The following is a 19,934-nucleotide window of genomic DNA, read 5'->3' on the forward strand; positions in this document are numbered from 1 at the left end:
AGGCCGTGCTTTTGCCCCCGGCTTCCTTCAGATTCCACCTCGCGATGGACACCCTTGCCCTTGGCTAACGGTAGGCGCTTGCCAGCCCCCGCTCGGGACTTTCACCCTAGAGATGACGCCCATGCTGGGCGTACGCACAAAGAACCCCCTGCCATGAAGGCGGGGGGTGGTTGTCCGGCTTTGAGGGTCAGCTTAGAAGCCCATTCCATGCTCCAGTACTTTGAAAGATCCGCCTTGCCCTGCAGGTGCCTCCGGTCCGATCAGGATGAAGCTAAATAATGCCAGAACGCTGAATGCCATTAACAGTGTTTTCTTCATTTTTCCTCAGCTCCCTTATAGTTTCGCCATATTTCTGTTGCTGCTGCTCGGTCGCATAATTCCTGTACGTCTCAAACAAAGTTACACAATCAATTATGTTGCTGGCACCGTTCAGCCGGATGGCCAACTGAAGCGACTGCAGAATACTATCTACCCCTTGATTATACAACTCACGGTCGAGAAGGTACATCGAAATTTGATAGCGGAGCCGATATAACCGGTCAATGTTGATCGGGTCCATAAATTGCTCAAATCGCACCATTTCCCGGGAGAACTGCGCGAGAACATTGTCTACAGAGAAGCCGTAGCGGTTGGCCGACTCTACAATGACAACCAGACCAGGCAATATTTCACCGGGGTTGTCAGCCAAGAAGGTTGTATAAGCCGGGAGGGCCTCCTCATTGCCGATCATCATCTCCAGCGTAAACCCGTTGGCTATGGCAAAAAGGCTGAAGCTCTCGACAATATGCCGTCCTTCTTCGTCCAGAATTTCAAACCAGCTCAGGTCCGCATATCCGGCGGTATATTTCTTTGCTTCCTCATAGTTGCCCTGTTTGGTAAGTGCGGTTGCCTTGGCTAGATAACCGTGGCCGTAATATATGACAAGCGGACGCTCCAGATTCAATTCCTCGTGGCGTCTGCTGGATTTTTTCCTGAGCTGCTCCCGGTAGATCCCGTTAGCGAGTGCTCTCAGCTCATCCGCGTACTTCTCCACGTCCTTCCACTTGTGCAGTGTGAAGCAGACGTTGGCCAGCTTAAGCAGCCCATCAAGCTGCATATTCTCCGGAAGACGTCCGCGAAAAGGTTCAAAGGTGATAACTGCCCGCAGTTGTTCTTCCTTATCCACGACGGATTCCAATGACTTGAAAATACGGTACTGGCTTATGGCCATACGCTCAGAATAGCTGTCCTGCTCATTGTCTACGATAATTTTATAGAAAATAACCGACTCCTGGATTTTCCCGCTGCCGAATAATTTCTCCGCCACGGAATACAAAATATCCAGCGGCTTCGAATATTCCATGATCCGGCTTAAGACATCCTCTATGCAATGCTGCTTGCCAAGCTCGGCACAACGGATTAAAAAAGGCTCCACCCGGCGGCGGGAGATCCTCTCCTCGCTGAAGCACTCATCCACATATAACGGATATAACCATCCTTCCGGAAATCCGAAGGCTCTAGTGAACGCATCAAGTTGCCGCAGTGAAATTGGCTTAGGCGGGTTCCCATGAAGAATAGCACTGAGACTTCCGCGGTTCAGGCCAGAAACCTTCGCAAACGAAGCGAGATTATAACCCGAGCGGGATAGATGTTTCTCAATTTCTGAGCGTATGGTTGTCAACTTCGCCTCCACCCGGCCACCCCCTCCGTTAACTCTGATAATGCCCTTCTATTAATTGCCATTATAGGTGATGCTTATAGAAAGCACAACAAAATGGCCCCACAAAGTGAGGCCATCCGGTTCAAAGGTTTTGGAGAAATTTCACATATTACAAAATCAAATAGAAAATTTATTGTTGCAGCGCGGCTTTGCTTCGCGCCCTGTGGGTCTTTGGTTTCTTCCCGTAGGAAGTTGCTGCGCTCTTGCGGCTGCGCAAACTTTCCATCATTTTGTTCTGGGCCATCACGATGTAGCCATCCAGACGCTGGCTTAGCTCCAGAACCACGTGGTCGCTGAGACTGCGCTCCTGTGCAACCTCAAGCAACTCACTTCTAAGACTCTCTATAGTAATAAACAGTTCATCTTCTCTATACTCTTTTAAAAGTTCAACAGGGGAATTTTGGTAAAGGCTCATGATTGCTCACCTTCTCTCTATCAACTTCATCCCTATCATAATTCATGATGCCAAAAAACATATTTTGAAAAAAAAGAAAAATATGTCGATCACAATACAATATTTAATTTCGTTATTTCTTCTCTCCGGCTCCCGGCGGCAAATACCGTTCTCCCAGCACCTTCATGGCGAAGTTTATCCATTCGCGTGCTGCGAAGGACAAGTACCGGTCTCTGCGCCAGATCATACCGAGCTGCCAGGGAATGACAGGCTCCGTCAGCGGCACCACGGAAATCCGCGTACGGTCCATGTCCCGGCAGATGGTCTCGGGGAGCAGGGCGATTCCCATTCCGGCATCCACCATCCGGCTGATCAAATCCCATTGCGAGCTTTCATATACGACCTTGGGCTGAAATCCTACCTTAACACATTCAGTGATAATCCGGTCATGCAGGGCAAAATCCTCCCGGAACAGCACAAACTCCTCCTCCGCCAGCTCCCTCAGCGGCACAGCCGCCGCTCCGGCCAGCCGGTGTCCCGCAGGTACCAGCAGTTTGAGCTTCTCCTCTACAAAGGTGAAGCAGTGAAATTTCGCTGTGTTCACCGGCAGCACAATCGCTCCAATGTCGAGCAGCCCGGTCTCTACATCATCCTCCACTTTTTTGGCTCCGTCTTCGTGCAGGCGGATCGTCACGTCCGGGTAACGGCGGTGAAACTCGCCAATTACGGCAGGAAAGAAGCTCGCGCCGACCATCGGCGGCAGCCCGATGCGGATGTGGCCCTGCTTCAAATTGCGCAGGCTGTCCAGCTCCGAGGACAGGCTAACGAACGCTCCCACGATGTTCTGCGCCTTGGTCAGCAGAATCTCTCCGGCATCCGTCAGCCGGATGCTTTTGCCCTCGCGGTAAAAGAGGTCCGCCCCAAGCTCCTCCTCCAGATTGCGGATCATTTTGCTGATTGTCGGCTGGGAGATGTACAGTGATTCCGCTGCTCTGGAGAAGCTGTTCAGCCGGGCTACCTGGACGAAATACTGCAGTTGCCGGATATCCAAATTCGCCGCCTCCTTGTATAGATAAATGGAATGTCACTTATTCAATCTATTCATTTTACCTATGAAAGAAATGGATGTAAACTTTCAGTAATGAAAGGAGCGAAGCCTTATGAAAAAGCTTGGTATAGGCTTGCTGCAGGTAGCCGGACTCACCATATTCTCAATGTTAATCAACTCTTTGACCCCACTACTCCATATTCCCATTCCCGGAAGTATCATCGGCATGATTGTTCTGTTCCTGCTGCTGGAATCCGGTGTCATTCGTCTGAACTGGGTAGAAGTCGGAGCATCCTGGCTGCTCGCCGAGCTGCTGCTGTTCTTTATCCCTTCAGCTATAGGTGTTATGAAATATTCCAAGCTGCTCGAAGCGGATGGCCTTCAAGTGCTGGCGGTTGTGCTGGTCGGTACCTTTGCCGTAATGGCCAGCTCAGGGCTGCTTACGGGAGCTATATTTAAAGTAAAGGAGCGTAGAGGATCATGATAACCGGATTATTGCTGCTTGTACTGACTGTCGCCGTCTATCTGCTGTCCAAACGAATCTATGCTTCCAGTAATAAAATGTACGCTTCCCCGCTCATCATTACGCCGCTGCTGATTATCAGCTTCCTGCTGATGACGGGAATTCCCTATGAATCCTACAATGCGGGAGGCAAATGGCTAACGGATCTGCTGCAGCCGGCAACCATCGCTTTTGCAATCCCTCTTCATAAAAACTTCAAGGTACTTAAAAAGCACGCCGCCGAAATTGCGGCAGGCGTGCTGTCAGGGACGGTAATGGCAGTACTCTCCTCGATGCTGCTGGCCAAATGGATGCATCTTAGCGGCGACCTCGCCACCAGCCTGGTACCTCGTTCGGTAACTACACCGATCGCCATGAGCATCTCGCAAAGCATCGGCGGCGTTCCGAGTATTACGGCAGTTTTCGTAATTCTGACCGGGGTGCTGGGTACGCTGATGGGGCCTTCTGTCCTGCGCCTCTTCCGCATTGACAATGAAATTGCGCGCGGTGTATCGCTGGGAACCGCTGCACACGGTACGGGCACCTCCAAAGCCTTCGAGCTGAGTTCGCTGACCGGCACCATCTCCAGTATCGCGATGATTCTGACGGCGCTGCTGTCCATAGGAGTTGCGCCGGCTCTCCTCGCGGTTTTCCTCCACTAGGCCGCCCCGGCTTGGGCCAATAGACCTGCCAGTTCAGCAGTGCTGAGCCGGCGGGTCTATCTTTTTCTTACAGCTTCACTGGCAATCCGCTCTGCGCCGAATCGTACGCTGCACAGGTCACCTTCAGCGTCTTGTAGCCATCTTCATAGTCGCTGAGAATACGCGAACGGTTACCGGTCCGCACCGCATACAGGAACGCTTCGCTCTCGGCGGCGTAAGGATTACCAGCGTTCGCATACTCCTTGCTGTCGCCGCTGCGCACCTCAAGCAAACGCTCCGGGTTCCAGTCCAGCAGGCCGTTATCATTATAGAAGCTCAGACCAACACGCCCTACCTCGCCGGGCAGTACGCAAGTGTTCGAAATATTCGCCACAATGCCGTTGTCCAGCTTGAGCGATACAGTACCGACATCCGCCACCGTTACCCCCTCATGCTGCTCATGCATGATCCGGTTGCCGAACATGCCGTAGACCTCGGTCACCTCACCTCCCAGATAACGGAGCAAATCAACAATATGCGTCGTCTGCTCCGTAAACTGGCCGCCGGACTGCTCCTGGTTGCGCCACCATGCAACTCCCGGCATACCGCCCATCCATTGTCCGACAATCATTCCCACCTTGTCGCCGCTGAGCGCCTTCTTCAGCCGGGCTATGTTCTCCTGATAACGGAAGTGATAGCCGACGGAGGTCAGCAAATTATGCGCTTTAATGTCCTGCAGCAGGCTGGCCGGAATCTCCGTACTTGAGCCCAGCGGTTTCTCAATGAAAAAGGGGATGTCCCTGTGGATCAGCGCACGCTCAATCGCTCCGTGCGATTGAGGAGGTACGCAAATATATACCGCATCCAGCTTGTGGGCATCCAGCATCTCTGTAATTTCACCATAGCCGGCGGCTCCGTAAGGGAGAGCCATCTCCTCCCCTTTTTGCTTGCTGCTTCCGCACACGGCCTGCAGCTTCACATCGTCCATTCCCGCCAGCAAATCCGCATGCACCTTGGAGAACCAGCCTGTCCCTACAATCCCTATATTCAGTGTCATCATATTCCCTCCTGTAATATTCGAATGTATGCCTTTTCATAGATTATACGCTATCAGCCCAAGACTGTATAAGTTGAACTTTAGATTTTCATATTAGGGTCTGGTCGTAACTGCGGGGAATGTTTGGACTTCCGCACTCCTACCTTTTTCATGATGTTTATAAGTTCAGCTTATTACCAGGTAGTCTCTCCACTCCTCCGGGAGCAGCTCCACATACGGGTGCTGCAGGAAACGGTCATCCGCCAGCATAATTATTCCGTTGTCCTGCTCGCTGCGGATCAGCCTTCCTCCTGCCTGCTGCACCTTGCACATACCCGGGTAGACGTAGGCATAATCAAAGCCATTCTTGCCCTGGGACTGAAAATATTGCCGCAGCAGATTGCGTTCCAGCCCCACCTGCGGCAAGCCGACACCGACGACCATCACCCCGTTCAGGCGGTCGCCGGGCAAGTCCACACCTTCCGAGAAAATCCCGCCAAGCACAGCGAAACCAAGCAGCGTCTTCGGATTATCCGGCCGGAAGGAGGACAGGAATTCCTCACGCTCCTGCTCGCTCATCCCGCTTCCCTGGACGAGAGTCGTCACCTCGGGATACTTGTCCGTGAACACCTCAAAGACATTCTGCAAATACGCATAAGAAGGAAAAAACACCAGGTAATTGCCCTTCCTTGCAGCTATCCCTCCCAGCGCGTCGCTTAGCGGAAGGAAGGAATCGGCACGGTCGCGGTAACGGGTGGACACCGGAAGTACGGATACCTCCCACTGCTCCTTATGGAAGGGCGAAGGAACGCTCAGGCTGTAATCTTCCTCAGCCGCCCCGATCATGTCCCGGTAGTAGGACATCGGGGATAGCGTTGCAGAGAATAGAATCTGGCTGCGGAAGCCCTTCGCCATTTGCTGCAGCAGGTGGGACGGGTCCAGATTGAATAGCTTCAGCACGACATCCCCCCGCTGGACCTCAGCATAGGTTACATACCGTTCATCATAGGTTTTGAAGGTGCGCAGCATGCCCTGTACCGCATAATAGGTGTCCAGCAGACTGCCCGCCTCTTCCGTATCCGGTGCAATGAGCGCAGAGGGAGGACTGAGCAGCTCCAGCTCCGCTTCAGCGGAGAAGGTCTCCAGCAGCTGCGGCAAGTCTGCGGGGTAATCCGGCCAATGTCCTTCTCCTTCTTCGCCGCAGCTTTTGCGCAGGGCGATGAAAAAAGCATTCACCGCTTTGGCGGCTGCGGCAAGGCTGCGGTTCACCGTCTTATACTGCCGCTGCAGCGCCAGGAACGGCGCTTTGGTCAGAGAAGCGGAGTACATCTCCCTGCCCCGGTCCACCAGGTTATGGGCCTCATCCACCAGCAGCACCGTCTTCTTCTTCCGCTCCTCCGGCAGCCGCTTCAGGCTGATCCGGGGATCATAGATATAGTTATAATCGCAGATGACCATATCGCAGGCATAGGCTGTATCCAGCGAGAACTCAAACGGGCATACCTGATGCTTGCGGGCATACTCCGCAATGATCTCCTGCGTCATCAGCGTTTCATGCGCCAGCATATCCAGCACCGCTTCATTTATCCGGTCATAATACCCTTCAGCAAAAGGGCAGCCGTCCTTGCCGCACAGCCCCTCCTCGCGGAAGCAGGCCTTCTCCTTAGCGGTCAGCGTGATGGCATGCAGATGAAGGCCGCCGGCAATCAGCAGCAGGACCGCCTCCTGCGCTGCAAACCGGGTGACCGTCTTCGCCGTCAGGTAGAAGATGGCCGTTAGCTTGCCCTCGCCCAAGGCTTTTACCGCCGGGAAGAGGGTGGACATCGTTTTGCCGATGCCTGTAGGCGCCTGGGCAAACAAATTAACGCCCTCCGCAGCCGTCTTGTACACGGCTGCGGCGAAATGCCGCTGCCCCTGCCGGTAAGCGGCAAATGGAAAAGACAGCCCGCGGATGCTCTCCTCCCTCCGCCCTTCATGCGCGACCCTCAGCTCCGCATAAGGAGCATATCTTGCCACCGTGTCCATCGCGAAGACCATAAGCTCCTCTCTGGACACCTGCCTGTACAGACTATGCTGCTCTTCGCTGCCTCTGCGGACGTAGGTAAGCTTGACTTCAATAGAAGGAAGCTCCTGTTCAAGCGTAATCATATAGGCGTACATGAGCGCCTGCGCCCAGTGAACCTCCCGCCCTTCGAAGGTGGAATCCAGAGGTCCGGCTGTAGACTTAATCTCCTCTACAATCAGGCTTCCATCCTCGCGGACAAGCAGGCCGTCACAGCGCCCGTCGATGATGAACAGCAGGCCTTCATAAGGAATCTCTGTCTTCAGATAGACCTCTTTGCGGTCGCCTTCCTTATATTGCTTCTGAATATGCTGATGGATACGTGTGCCTTCGGCCATTGCCGCACCGCTGCGGAAGCCCGGCTCCAGGCTGCCGCTGCTGAAGGCGTACTCCACCAGCGCCCGCACGGACAACGATACCTCTGCGTACTCCATGTTCCGCCTCCTCCATGTCCACGCCTTTTTTGCAGGCGAGGGGCCATTTTCGTTCTTATAACACTGTATAATCCCTGATCAAGCAGATAATCTCCGCTTCACGCGCTTGCAATTGAATTTACGCCTTCCCCAAAGGTTATACGGCTGTTCTGATTTTTGACATTCCTCACCCAGCGCTGCATAATTAGGTCTATTGATAAGGGTGCAGCCGGGAATTGGTGTGTTTATTTTGCAGAAAGAGGGCGAAGCTGTGTCATCCCCAACATTTAAGAGGTGGCTTTTCAAACCATTCGTATTTTTCTCGATTCTATTTATTTTAAAGAGCTTTTTGGCCTGGGGCGTTATCTTTGGAGAATTGCTCTCCTGGAAAACCCTGTTAACTGAGATTCCTTTTGTCTGGGCCCTGTTTGCCCTGATTGAGAGATTTGCCTCCAAGCGGAAGCTAGGCTATTATATGACGGTCAATTTGCTCGTTACCGCAATCTTTTTTGCCGCCATTATGTACTTTAAGTATTACGGAGTCATCGTCACTTATCATGCGGCGGAGCAGGTGAATCAGGTTACGGCTGTACGCAACAGCGTCTTCTCGCTGATGGACCCGTATTATCTGCTGATTTTTGCCGATATTATCGTTCTGGGCTTCTACTTTTTCTTCAATAAAAAGGGTCGGACCTATAAGAAGGATAACATTAATTACCACCGCGGGAAACTCTCGCACAGCCTTCTGTTCATCGTCTCGCTAGCCCTCTGCCTGTTCAATATCCTGCCCAACAAGGCCAGCATGAATGAGATCAAGAAGGCGCAGGAGATGGGGATTTTGAATTATGAGGCCTACACGATATTTGCTAATGACAAACCGGAGATCGTGAACGCCAGTGAAATTACACAGGATACAATCGACAAATTGAAGAGCATAGACACGTCTGCTGTCTCCCCGCTTCAGGGCGCCGCCAAAGGCAAGAACCTGATTATTCTTCAATTGGAGTCGTTCCAGAACTTTCTGCTCGGGCTGAAGGTGGACGGACAAGAGATTACGCCGAACCTCAACCGCCTGATGAAGAACAGCTTGTACTTCCCTAACTTCTACCAGATGGTCGGGCAAGGGAATACATCGGACGCCGAGTTCGTAGTCAACTCCTCCTTCTATATTCCGCCTCAGGGCGCGGCAACGATGTCTTATGTCGACAAAGAGCTGCCAAGTTTGCCAAGGCTGCTGCAGAGTAGCGGCTACCAGACAGCTACCTTCCACACCAATGATGTGGAGTTCTGGAACCGCGGAGAGCTGTACAACGCGCTTGGCTGGGAGAAATATTATGATCATAAGTTTTTTGGCGACGAGGATTCCTTTTTCTTCGGAGCTTCGGATGAAGTGCTCTACCGCAAAACCGCAGATAAGCTGAAGGAAATGGATGCAGACAGCAAGCCTTTCTACGCCCAGGTCATTTCGATGTCTGCCCATCATCCGTTTACCATTCCTGCGGAAAAATACAAGATGAAGCTGCCGGAGCGGTATGAAGGCACATTCGTTGGTGACTATATCCGCGCCCAGAACTATGCCGACTATGCGTTCGGACAGTTCGTGGATGAGCTTAAGGCGAATGGACTATGGGACGACAGCCTGATTATGGTCTACGGAGACCATATGGGATTGCCGATTTATTCGCTGGACCATGATGATAAGGAATTAATGAAGGAAATCTACGGGCATGATTATGAATATGCCGATATGCTCAATATCCCGCTGATCATTCATGCAGAGGGCGCCATTTCGCCGCAGACGGTGGATCATGTTGGAGGCGAAGTGGATATTATGCCTACTGCAGCCAGTCTGCTGGGTGTATCAATGGACAACAATATTCATTTTGGCCAGGATCTGTTGAGCCAGTCCTACAATCTGCTGCCGCAGCGGTACTATCTGCCAACCGGCTCCTTTATCGCCAGCTCCGGGCTGCTGATTCCCGGCAACAGCTTCGAGGATAATACCCAGTTCACTCTTGCAACCGGCGGCAAGGCGCCTGCTGGAACCGAGGATGAATACAACCGCGCTTTGCGATTGCGCCAGCTCTCGAACAGCTACGTTATGCAGCTTCCGGATAGAGTGAAAAAAGCAGAATAAGCTATACGTATAAAAAGCCGCGTTCCGGATTTACGGAGCGCGGCTTTTATTGTTCAAGCTGCTGCTGTCAACGTTCCTGCTTCTCAAGCATCAAATAATAGTCGGCAAGGTTTTGCAGCTCTTCCGGCTTCAGGATTGATAAATGTTCGGTGAGCAGCAGCAACGAGCGGTATTTCGCTTCTTCAAGCACATTCTGACCCTTCGTGGTAAGGGTGACAATTACGGCCCTCCGGTCATTCTCATCCGGCTCACGCGCACTGAGACCCAGCAGCTCAAGACGGTCCAGCATTACCGTAACTGCACTGGATTTGACCTCCAGCTTGTCAGCCAGTTGAATGACGCGCGCGTTTCTCTCCTGGGCGATCATCCGCAGCAGTCCGAATTGCGGCACGGTAAGGCCGATTTCCTTATGCAAGGACATCTGCGACGCAATTTTGCGTTGAACCTTCCACATGGATACTCCTAACTGCTCTACGAGCGGATCAATTTGTTGCGACATCCCTTTCAGCTCCCAGTCCGTTTGTCCTACTCCAAGCGTACCATTACCACAGGCCATGATTCAATCCTTTCGTAGCCCATTCGACACAAAATTACTATATTCTCGCTAATACTCTACTATCAGTCATGATATATAATCGTAGCAGCAGTGATAGCAGATATCACTGAAAACAATAAGAGTCAGGGCTGGTGATGCAAATAATGAAGTTGGCTACAAAATTAACCTGGATGATGCTCGTCGTGTTGCTTCTCGTCGGGTCCTCCATTGGATTCTTCGGATACCGCGCTGCGTATCATCAAGTGGATGAAGCTGCCGGGATCGAATTGGTAGGCTGCGCCAATATTACGACCGGTCTCGTTGATCCCGCTGATATATCGGCACTCGCCGGCGGAGATAACAGCAAGGTTGCTGCCGTCGAAGACCGGATAGGCTGGATCGTGGGGCATAAGCCTATTTTTAAAGAGGCCTTTATTCTGTCTCTGGATGGAAAAATACTCGCTGCTGATGCCAACCTGAAGAAAAGAGGCTACAAAGCAGGGGATTCCTTCTACTTCACGGATGAAGACAAAAAAATGATAACTACCATGAAGCATTCCGCATATTCCAAGGTTTATACATACCAAGGAATCTCGCTCAAAACCGGATACGGCCCCATTTACCAGGATCATGATCCCACAAAACCAATTATTGCCTTGATGGCTATCAATTTTGACGGCCCGTTAATCAAGGAACGGACAATGGATATCATTGTTCAGCCATTCATTATTGGCGCCTCCATCCTGGTCGTGGCGATCCTTGCCGCCTATCTGTTGATTCGCCGGATGGTAAGTCCGCTGACCAAGCTGTCAAGCTCAGTGAACACCGTTGCCAAGGGAGATCTTACCCGCGATCCGCTGCTCTTCACAAGCAAGGATGAGATCGGGACACTGGCACGCGACATTGGCGCGATGACGCTGAATCTGCGCAACCTGATTACCCAGGTCAATGATACCTCTATGCTGGTCGCCTCTTCGTCCCAGGAGCTGTCCGCCAGCGCCCAGGAAACGAACCGGGCCGGGGAGCATAGTGTGAACATTACCATTGAGCTGGCAGATGGCGCGAACACCCAACTGCATGACCTTGAGGGAAGCTTTAAAGCTGTACAGGATATGTCACGCTTTATCACCGAGATAGCCGGCAACGCGGACAGCGCAATGAACAAGGCTGCAGAGAATGCCCAAAAAGCCCGCTCCGGCCGGGAGTCGATGGAGTCCACCACCTCTCAAATGGGCGTTGTGGGCGGAAGCATCGACGACCTATCAGCCATCATTGAAACGCTGGGCAGCCACTCCAAAGAAATCGGGAATATTATCGGTACGATAACCAGCATCGCGGAAGAGACCAATCTGCTGGCGCTGAATGCCGCTATTGAAGCTGCGCGCGCCGGAGAGGAAGGCCGGGGCTTTGCCGTTGTCGCTGGCTCCATTCGCAAGCTTGCAGAGCGTTCTTCTGCATCGGCAAGACAAATTGGCGAATTGGTAAGTCTGATTATTACCCAGATGGACAAGGCCTGGGAAACGATGCTGCATTCCTCCCATGAGATGCATCAGGGTCAGGAAATGATCAAGTCTGCCGGTCATTCCTTCTCCGAGATTGAGCTTTCCGTCTCCGACATGTCTGCACAAAGCCAGCAAATTTCGGCAACGGTCCGCGAGCTTGCACTGATCTCGGAAGGACTCGTTGAAGCGATCCAGAAGATTGTTGCTATCTCTAACCAGACGGCTGACGGCGCCGCGACACTCTCCGCCTCCTCACAGGAGCAGCTTGCTGCAATGGAGGAAGTCGAATCCTCCGCTGCCTTCCTCTCCTCACTAGCGGAGAAACTGCAGGTTGTTGTGGAGAACTTCAAGATCTAAGGTTTCTAGCCAGCGGTCATTTGTCCGCTGGCTTCTCTTTTCTTCCAAGGTTCCATTACAAACCGGAAAGAAAAAATCCGGGGCTTCTCCAGCCTCAAGTAACCTCAGCTTTTTATCCCCGCATCCATAACGGCTGGATGATCCACTTGCTCTTTTTCCTGGAAATCCCTCCGATAGAACCATCCGACCAAGACAGCAATTGTCGTCATAGCCGCAGCCAGCAGATACACCTGGACCATTCCAAAGCGGTCTGCATACCAACCCAAGAACAACAAAGATAAACCAAAGGCAAGGTTCGTAAGCACATCAATTCCTGCCATCACTTTTGGGAGCACGGCAGCCGGAGCGCTGGTTTGCAGCAAAGTACGGCGAATAATTCCAGCCATTTGCACCGGTAAACCTGAGACGGCAAAAAGAACAAGCGCAGCGACCGGTATCGTATTGAGAGCAAACACTGCTGTAATCAGCACATACACGAACAATGCTCCCAGCATGTACAAATAACTGCTCTTTTGCAGCCGTTTGACCAAGCCAACAACAAGCAGCCCGCCCAGAATTGTACCGGAGAAAAAGGAGGCATTCATAAACCCCCACCAGCTTGCATTCTTATGCAGCACCTGAGTTACATACGCCAGAATAAATGCACCAAGCCAGGAGGTTCCCCCAATGGTGTCTATACTGTCCACGATCATTAGGGAACGAATGCGGCGGTTATTCCAAATGATCCGCCACCCTTCCCCAAGTTCTTTCCAATGAGAGCCCTTTGATTCGGCTGCTGCCGGACGTTCAGCGGGGATTGGAGATTCGGAGCCTGATTCCTGTTGATCCAGCGGATCACGAATGAATGAGGTGACAGTTGCCGCCAGCATATAACAACAGGATGCGATCAATAGCGTATTCAGTGAACCGATCCAGGCTACAATAATCCCGCTGAGAGCCCATCCTGCACATTTAACTACTTGATCACTAACTGCTACCAAACCATTCGCGCGCATGAGTCCCTCACCGGTTGCCAAGCGGGGGACAAGCGCATTTCGTGCCGGGTTAGTCCAGCCATCCAGAAATGACATGCCAAACACCATTATAAAAATGAAAAAAAACGCCCCTTGTCCAGGCACGGTCCGCAAGTAAAGAAGCAGCAGTGTAAAAATGATAAACTGCCCAAGCTGGGAGAACAGCAAAATCCGCGTGAGCCTGAACCGGCTGAGAATTATAGGTGCAACCAGTCCGCTAACCACTTGGGCAGACAAACGGAACAACGGAATTAAAGTGGTCTGCAATAGAGAATTGCTTGAGCTGAACACCAATACCGTTATACTCAAAATGTAGATAATATCTGCTATATTCGAGATCGTCTGAGACCCCCACAGATAATAAAAAGAACGCTTGATCAAAAAAATTCACCCTTCCTTTTCCATAGCCGATTTTTGAATTCCTTTATATGTCAAGTTTATACATTCTATATACACCCTTAAATTTCCTCTTTTTAATTATAAAGGAAATTCAATTGCCAATAACCAACAACCCATTTGCTTCTTACGGACTCAGGCAAAGTCCTCAGCCGGACAAATAAAAACGGCTACACCGTCCATAACCGGACAGTGTAACCGTTTTGAATTTATATATGTATCCAATTACGCCGTATTCTCGCTGAACCATTGCCCCAGCTCGCTGACAGGCATCGGCCTGCCGTAATAAAAGCCTTGCATCACCCGGCAGCCCAGAGATTGCAGCAGTTCAATCTGTTCCGTCGTTTCCACGCCTTCGGCGACAACCTCCATGTTGAGATTGCTGGCAATGGCGATGATATTGCTGATAATCGCTTTTTTGGAGTGCATCTTGCTCTTGCGGATGAACACCTGGTCAATCTTCAGCGTATTCACCGGAATTTCATCCAGATTGCCGAGGGAAGAGAACCCGGTTCCGAAATCATCCAGCGACACCCGGACCCCAAGGTTCCGCAGCTTGGAGAGCTGGGCCACCGTCTCTTCCATATTATTCATCGCAATGGACTCCGTAATCTCCAGTTCGAGGAAATGCGGCTCCAGGCCAGAGCGCACAAGCGCTTCCTCAACCACATCGCAGAGACTGCCGCCATCGAACATGCGGGCCGACATGTTGATGGAGACGGCAACACTCGCCACCTTCGCCTTATGCCAGAGCATATTCTGGCCGCACACATCATGCAGCATCCAATAGGTAATCGGTACGATCAGTCCGGTCTCCTCGGCAATGGGGATGAATTCAGCCGGGGAAATAATTCCGTGCTCCGGATGTCTCCAGCGCAGCAGCGCTTCAAGTCCAACCGTCACATTCATCAGCGAATCCCATTTGGGCTGGTAGACAACCATGAATTCCGAACGGGCCAGCGCTTTGCGCAGATCCTTCTCCAGCGACATCCGGCGAAGCTGGTGGCGGTTCATTTCCTGATCGAAGATGCTGAATTTATTCTTGCCGGAATCCTTGGAGGTATAGAGTGCAGTGTCGGCCGCCTTCATCAGCGCAGAGCGGTCCGTCCCATGCACCGGATTCATGCTGATTCCGACGCTTGCCGTAATATACAGCTCGTTGCCTACAATGCTGTAGGGCTTCTTCACTTCCTGCAAAATATGCTGCGCCGCTTCCTGGGCTTCATCTACGGTACTCTCAGGCAGCGCAATTAGAAATTCGTCACCGCCCAGCCGGAAAACCTTCCCCTTCGTGCCGATGCAGCCTCTCAAGCGCTCGGCAACCTCCTGCAGCAGCATATCGCCAATGTCATGGCCCAGCGTGTCGTTGATCGACTTAAAGCGGTCCAGATCGACAAAAAATACCGCACCCGAGCTGCTGCCGAAGAATTCTTCCTTGAAATACCGCTCAAGCCCATGCCGGTTCGGCAGCTCCGTGAGCGGATCATTGTAAGCCATCCGCTCCAGCATATGCCGGTCCAGGAAGACCGCGCCGCCGGATACAGCAAGCATTAGCAGCGTTACAAGTGAAACCCCCGTCAGCAAAATAACGTCCGTATCTACCTGAAAGGGCTTTGTAACGAGCCAGCTTTCGTAAGCTATATGGCTTGTTCTCAGACTGATATAATGCATCCCGGTGACCGCGAGTCCGATGAACATCGCCGAATACAGCTTCCAGCGGCTGAAGCCGGTATAATCCTTGAACTTTCGGAGCAGAAGCACTCCAACATATGAGGCTGAAAAAGCAACCATAATGGACAGTACCTGGGTTGCCGACTCATAGTGGATCTTCGCTTCCATCTTCATGGAGGACATTCCAACATAATGCATGGCGGCAATGCCGCTGCCGAGAATAAGCCCGCTGGCTACAAGCCCCATCCTTTGACGGAGGACAGCGGCGATCCACAGCGACAAATAGCAGGCAAGCATGATGAGCAGCAGCGACGACACAGCCCGGCCCAGGTCATAGCTGACCTTGAAGGGCAGATGCAGCGCCATAATTCCCACGAAATGTATCGCCCATATCCCGCAGCCAAGCACACAGGCGCCGGACAGGAGCCAGATGAGTCTTGCTCTGCCTGTGGAATGGGAGATTTGTGAAATCAGACTCAGTGCCGAAAAAGCTGCGGCCGCCGAGAGCACAAAAGATAGTAAAACAATCCAGATATTATAGTGGATTCCCATTTGATCCATAGTCGACCTCTTCACCGGTTAAATTATCATAGTCGCTGCTGTATGTTTCTCAAGTAACTATCAATATACGAATATCAGATAAATGGAAGAGTGCATAAAGATAATATAGGCCATCCCTGAAAGTTAACTGTAGGTGTATTCTACCTTGTATTTGGCAGGCTGTCTAAGTAAATACTGGAACTCAGACCCTTTTTTTATTGTCGGCAAAAAATGTCCATATTTGCATGTCGGCTTCAGCCGCCGAGGGTTGGAATTTGTCCGGATTGAGAAGTGCTTCCGGGGAAGCTTTTGCGCCAAATCCACCAATTTGCAGCTACCAGAATTACCAGATAGATGTAAACTCCGGAAGGAAACAGGGTAATTGCAAAATGCAGCCCGCCCAGTCCTATCAAGATGAACAACAGAGCGAAGGCGCCTCCCTGAAAGTCCTTCTGCTTCGCGGCCTCATATTTCTCCGAGAAAGGCAACGCTTGCGGCAGCACACGGAAGCATATCACCGAATACAGTAGCAATACCAGCAGAACAGCAACCAGATCCGGCAGAATGCGTATACCGAACAGCCAGATGAATATAGCCGCTTCCAGAATAAACAGCGGGAGCAGGAGCCGCAGCACCGCAGCCTTGAGCATTCCACGGTACACTGGAGACGTTCCGGGCAGCGGGATGGTTCTGTAAATCCATGCTCCTTTGTAGCTTGCGGAGTAACGCAGCATTTGCACTACGGTCATCATCAGCATCCCGCTGAAATAAATGAACAGATAAGCTCTGGAGGCCTTCAGCGATGCCAGATCCCCGCTCCATACCTGATTGAATATGAAGATGAACGGCAGCACTAAGGATAAGCCAATCGTCGGGTATACCTTCAGCTTGAAATCCCGTTCATTTCTCATCATCGACCAGGTGAACCGGAAGAACATAGCCTCTGCCTTGTTCCGGCAAAAGACCTCTGACAGCCGGCTGGCCACACGGCCGCTGTCTTTGCCGGCAGCCCCTTGCTCCGCCAGCTTCTGCAGATTCCGCTCGAACACCGGCATCAGCTTAATATAAGCGAGCAGCAGCAGCACCGGAACTGCGAGCGCCAGCACCGCAAGCACGATGAGCTCCGCTCCCCTGTTTCCGCCTACCAGCACCTCAAACGGAGCGGCGAACCAGACAGGTGCTATGAAGTATTGCCACCAGGCGGGCTGGAACGTACCCACCATATCAGTAGTATTGAAGAGACGCGGAACCAGTTGATAGCCTACTACAGTTCCAACGGATAGAATAATTTGAATATAGTTGATGATGTCCTTAAGCTTTTCCCCGTCAAAAATTCTTAAGACCAACAGATAGAGCAGCGCTGTAACTACCAGTATGAAGCAGTCCATAAGCAGAACTCCGACCGCATAGATCAGAAAGAAAACCACTCCCTGCTTAAACAATGAAACCGCCAGCGAGGGCCCCATGAAGGTCAGCGTTAAGGTAAGCAGATAAATGAGAATATGGATGATCTTGGCCATGTTCAGCGTCCGGCGGTCAACGGGCTTGGAGAACAGGATATTCTTGTCGCGCAAATCGAGCATGACCGACGAGAAATCGGAAATCAGGGTGGTCGCGATCATAAACATCGAAATGGCAAACACCATGCTCATCATCAGCATATAATTGCCGTCAGGTATGATGAACAGGATCAGCATCAATCCGAATAATAAATAGATCCACTGTATCCGCAGCGGTGAACCTTCGGTTCCCTGATTTTTTTTCTGTGCGCCGCCGGAGAGCACTGTCGGTGTCCGCCTTCCATCCATCGTCAGCTTGACCTGAAGAATGCTGCGCAGCATCTCATAGTCCACGCCGGCTCTCCTGAACCCGCCTTTTAACCGGTCAAGCAGCTTCAGTATGTAAAAATCATTCATGCGGAGCACCTTCTCCAATAACTGCAACAAACTCGCCGGCAATATCCCGGTATTTATCGAATCCGGTCAGCTGATTAAATATCTCCTCAAGCGACCCTTCCCGGCTTCTCTCCTGAAGCTGCGCAAAGCTTCCGTCCGCCACAATATCCCCGCCGCTGAGCAGAATGATCCGGCTGCTGATCTTCTCCACGACATCCATAATATGCGAGGAATAAAAGATCGTTTTGCCCTGCGCCGCCAGGGAAGCGAAGATTTCCTTCACCACCATGACACTATTGGCATCGAGTCCGCTAAGTGGCTCATCCAGAAACAGAATATCGGGATCATGCAGCATGCTGGAGATCAGGAGCACCTTTTGCTTCATCCCTTTGGAATAGGAGGCGATACGCATATCGTAGGCTTTGTCGAGATTCAGCAGCGTCATCAGCTTCTCGGCCTTGACATCGGCTTCATGGCGCTTCATGCCATACAGCTCGCCTATAAACGTCAGGTACTCTCTCGCGGTCAGACTATCATACAGCTCGGCAATCTCAGGTACATAACCGATTCTCCGCTTGTAAGCGGTATCCCCGTCGGCAATATCCCTGCCAAAAATCCTCACCGTGCCGGTATAGCCTTCCACCAGCCCCAGCATGATCTTCACCGTAGTGCTCTTGCCTGCGCCATTGGGACCGATATAGCCGATAATCTGTCCTCTGTATACCTCGAGGTCAATCCCCCGCAGCACCATCCGGTCGCTGTAATTCATCCATAAACCGGAAATCGAAATGACCGGCTCTTCTGCAAGGCCCATTACCAAATCTCCTTTCAGACTCCGTTATGTACTTCCAGACATATACACTTTAATTCAATTCCTATTCTAACAAATTTTACATCGTTCACCTATTAGAAATTACCACAAACCTCGCCCGATTTAGCGCCCCGAAATCAATAAAAAAAAGCAGCCCAAAGGCCGCTGAATGTAGAATCCTGTATTCGTATATAATGGAGTGCTATTCCTGCTTCAAGCTGATCCGCTGACGCTGACGTGCGGACTTAAGGCAGGTCTCAATCAGCATCATATTTAGTACCGGGTCCTCTGCGGCAACTACTGGCTCCGCCCCGAAGACGGCGGCGGCAAAATCATCGGCCTGCCGGACATACGGATTAGCGCCCGTTGCTTCTACCTGCTTCACCTTCCCGCCGGTATGCACGAAAAACGCGGCATCCTCGAATCTGGCATTGAACGGCATCGGAATCTCGATCCGGCCTTCAGTGCCAAGCACCTCCAGCAGTTGGCGGTTGTAGGCCCACATGCCGCAGTCGAAGATCAGGCTGACGCCGTCGGGGAATTCGACCAGACCGGAGGCCATCATGTCCACATGATCATGCTTCGGGGAGAAAATAGCCTGCACGGTTGCAACTTCCGGCTCTGCCCCGAACAACAGCCGCGCCGCGCTGAGCGGGTAGCAGCCAACATCGTACAAAGACCCTCCGCCCCACGCCGACTTGAAGCGGATATTGGAGGTGTCTTCGGCATCGTTATAGGTAAACGTTCCGCGAATGGACCGCAGGTCGCCGATATCGCCCCTCTTAATGATCTCCCGCAGCTCGGCAATCCGCGGATGATGCCGGTACATGTAAGCCTCAGCCAGATGAACGCCCGCCTTCCGGCAGGCTTCGACCATCTCCGCAGCCTCGTGGCTGCTAAGGGCAATCGGCTTCTCGCATAGCACATGCTTGCCCGCTTCCGCCGCGCGGAGCACCCATTCACGGTGCAGATGATTCGGAAGCGGAATATACACCGCGTCAATATCCGGGTCTGCAAGCAGCTCCTCATAGCTGCCGTAAGCCTTCTCTATGCCGAATTCTCGGGCAACGGCGCTGCTCTTATCCAGCCCCCGGCTGGCCACTGCCCCGATGATCCCGGTCTCCGATTCCTGAATGGCCGGCATAACCGAGTTTGTCGCAATCTGCGCACATCCCATGATTCCCCAGCGAAGTTGTCGCGCCATCAATGAACACCTTCCTTTGTCATAGATTCCCATGCCTATCCTAATGAAACAATATCATAGAACCCGGCATATCTCTAT

15 protein-coding genes are annotated in these 19,934 nt (G+C 51.9%); 4 read left to right on the forward strand and 11 right to left on the reverse strand.

Going from position 1 to position 19,934, the window contains the following annotated elements; genetic code table 11:
• Positions 1 to 271: 271 nt before the first annotated feature.
• The 3 genes from AC0LWN_RS12000 to cidR all read right to left on the reverse strand — a co-directional run bounded on the left by AC0LWN_RS12000 (position 272) and on the right by cidR (position 3,144).
• Positions 272 to 1,672 (reverse strand): DNA-binding protein, encoded by a 1,401-nt coding sequence (locus AC0LWN_RS12000; protein ID WP_474665521.1) that lies wholly within the window; start codon positions 1,670 to 1,672, stop codon positions 272 to 274.
• A 157-nt stretch (positions 1,673 to 1,829) separates the two neighbouring features.
• Positions 1,830 to 2,114, reverse strand: a complete 285-nt coding sequence (locus AC0LWN_RS12005) for an aspartyl-phosphate phosphatase Spo0E family protein (RefSeq protein ID WP_474665523.1) — start codon at positions 2,112 to 2,114, stop codon at positions 1,830 to 1,832.
• 112 nt (positions 2,115 to 2,226) lie between these two features.
• Positions 2,227 to 3,144 carry a cidABC operon transcriptional activator CidR gene (cidR, locus tag AC0LWN_RS12010; RefSeq protein WP_474665525.1) on the reverse strand — a complete coding sequence of 306 codons (918 nt, stop codon included), beginning with the start codon at positions 3,142 to 3,144 and terminating at the stop codon, positions 2,227 to 2,229.
• Positions 3,145 to 3,253: 109 nt separating this feature from the next.
• Here cidR and AC0LWN_RS12015 point away from each other — a divergent pair, with 109 nt between their 5' ends.
• Positions 3,254 to 3,625: a CidA/LrgA family protein gene (locus tag AC0LWN_RS12015; RefSeq protein ID WP_474665527.1), complete on the forward strand. Its 372-nt coding sequence runs from the start codon at positions 3,254 to 3,256 to the stop codon at positions 3,623 to 3,625.
• Entirely contained in the window at positions 3,622 to 4,305 is a 684-nt protein-coding gene (locus AC0LWN_RS12020) for a CidB/LrgB family autolysis modulator (protein WP_458967818.1), read from the forward strand. The genes AC0LWN_RS12015 and AC0LWN_RS12020 overlap by 4 nt, the downstream gene beginning before the upstream one ends.
• A gap of 67 nt (positions 4,306 to 4,372) precedes the next feature.
• Here the strand turns inward: AC0LWN_RS12020 and AC0LWN_RS12025 are convergent, their stop codons facing one another.
• Entirely contained in the window at positions 4,373 to 5,341 is a 969-nt protein-coding gene (locus AC0LWN_RS12025; RefSeq protein ID WP_474666062.1) for a Gfo/Idh/MocA family protein, read from the reverse strand.
• A 165-nt stretch (positions 5,342 to 5,506) separates the two neighbouring features.
• Complete coding sequence (locus tag AC0LWN_RS12030) at positions 5,507 to 7,816, reverse strand: helicase C-terminal domain-containing protein (RefSeq protein WP_474665529.1); 2,310 nt, start codon at positions 7,814 to 7,816, stop codon at positions 5,507 to 5,509.
• Between the two features lie 250 nt (positions 7,817 to 8,066).
• On the opposite strand from AC0LWN_RS12030, the gene AC0LWN_RS12035 reads away from it, so the two are divergent.
• Positions 8,067 to 9,932 carry an LTA synthase family protein gene (locus AC0LWN_RS12035; RefSeq protein WP_474665531.1) on the forward strand — a complete coding sequence of 622 codons (1,866 nt, stop codon included), beginning with the start codon at positions 8,067 to 8,069 and terminating at the stop codon, positions 9,930 to 9,932.
• A gap of 67 nt (positions 9,933 to 9,999) precedes the next feature.
• On the opposite strand, the gene AC0LWN_RS12040 is transcribed toward AC0LWN_RS12035, so the two are convergent.
• Entirely contained in the window at positions 10,000 to 10,431 is a 432-nt protein-coding gene (locus AC0LWN_RS12040) for a MarR family winged helix-turn-helix transcriptional regulator (RefSeq protein WP_474665533.1), read from the reverse strand.
• A gap of 200 nt (positions 10,432 to 10,631) precedes the next feature.
• Between AC0LWN_RS12040 and AC0LWN_RS12045 the strand changes: the two genes are divergently transcribed.
• Complete coding sequence (locus tag AC0LWN_RS12045) at positions 10,632 to 12,326, forward strand: methyl-accepting chemotaxis protein (RefSeq protein ID WP_474665535.1); 1,695 nt, start codon at positions 10,632 to 10,634, stop codon at positions 12,324 to 12,326.
• A gap of 104 nt (positions 12,327 to 12,430) precedes the next feature.
• Here AC0LWN_RS12045 and AC0LWN_RS12050 read toward each other — a convergent pair whose 3' ends face one another.
• The 5 genes from AC0LWN_RS12050 to AC0LWN_RS12070 all read right to left on the reverse strand — a co-directional run bounded on the left by AC0LWN_RS12050 (position 12,431) and on the right by AC0LWN_RS12070 (position 19,856).
• Positions 12,431 to 13,720: an MFS transporter gene (locus AC0LWN_RS12050; RefSeq protein ID WP_474665537.1), complete on the reverse strand. Its 1,290-nt coding sequence runs from the start codon at positions 13,718 to 13,720 to the stop codon at positions 12,431 to 12,433.
• 240 nt (positions 13,721 to 13,960) lie between these two features.
• A complete protein-coding gene (locus tag AC0LWN_RS12055; RefSeq protein ID WP_474665539.1) occupies positions 13,961 to 15,967 on the reverse strand; it encodes a putative bifunctional diguanylate cyclase/phosphodiesterase in 2,007 nt (668 codons plus the stop codon).
• A gap of 233 nt (positions 15,968 to 16,200) precedes the next feature.
• Positions 16,201 to 17,862 carry a hypothetical protein gene (locus tag AC0LWN_RS12060; RefSeq protein WP_474665541.1) on the reverse strand — a complete coding sequence of 554 codons (1,662 nt, stop codon included), beginning with the start codon at positions 17,860 to 17,862 and terminating at the stop codon, positions 16,201 to 16,203.
• A complete protein-coding gene (locus AC0LWN_RS12065) occupies positions 17,855 to 18,655 on the reverse strand; it encodes an ABC transporter ATP-binding protein (protein ID WP_474665543.1) in 801 nt (266 codons plus the stop codon). Before AC0LWN_RS12065 ends, AC0LWN_RS12060 begins: the two co-directional genes overlap by 8 nt.
• Positions 18,656 to 18,854: 199 nt before the next feature.
• On the reverse strand, positions 18,855 to 19,856 hold the full coding sequence (locus AC0LWN_RS12070; RefSeq protein WP_474665545.1) for a Gfo/Idh/MocA family protein: 1,002 nt from the start codon (positions 19,854 to 19,856) through the stop codon (positions 18,855 to 18,857).
• Positions 19,857 to 19,934 lie beyond the last annotated feature (78 nt).

The sequence above is a fragment of the Paenibacillus sp. sgz302115 genome, assembly GCF_056120445.1.

Coding starts and splice junctions, on each gene's coding strand:
- AC0LWN_RS12060 (WP_474665541.1), bottom strand. CDS start 17,862: ATGAATGATTTTTACATACTGAAGCTGCTTGACCGGTTAAAAGGCGGG.
- AC0LWN_RS12040 (WP_474665533.1), bottom strand. CDS start 10,431: ATGTCGCAACAAATTGATCCGCTCGTAGAGCAGTTAGGAGTATCCATG.
- AC0LWN_RS12025 (WP_474666062.1), bottom strand. CDS start 5,341: ATGACACTGAATATAGGGATTGTAGGGACAGGCTGGTTCTCCAAGGTG.
- AC0LWN_RS12070 (WP_474665545.1), bottom strand. CDS start 19,856: ATGGCGCGACAACTTCGCTGGGGAATCATGGGATGTGCGCAGATTGCG.
- AC0LWN_RS12015 (WP_474665527.1), top strand. CDS start 3,254: ATGAAAAAGCTTGGTATAGGCTTGCTGCAGGTAGCCGGACTCACCATA.
- AC0LWN_RS12065 (WP_474665543.1), bottom strand. CDS start 18,655: ATGGGCCTTGCAGAAGAGCCGGTCATTTCGATTTCCGGTTTATGGATG.
- AC0LWN_RS12020 (WP_458967818.1), top strand. CDS start 3,622: ATGATAACCGGATTATTGCTGCTTGTACTGACTGTCGCCGTCTATCTG.
- AC0LWN_RS12055 (WP_474665539.1), bottom strand. CDS start 15,967: ATGGATCAAATGGGAATCCACTATAATATCTGGATTGTTTTACTATCT.
- AC0LWN_RS12005 (WP_474665523.1), bottom strand. CDS start 2,114: ATGAGCCTTTACCAAAATTCCCCTGTTGAACTTTTAAAAGAGTATAGA.
- AC0LWN_RS12045 (WP_474665535.1), top strand. CDS start 10,632: ATGAAGTTGGCTACAAAATTAACCTGGATGATGCTCGTCGTGTTGCTT.
- AC0LWN_RS12030 (WP_474665529.1), bottom strand. CDS start 7,816: ATGGAGTACGCAGAGGTATCGTTGTCCGTGCGGGCGCTGGTGGAGTAC.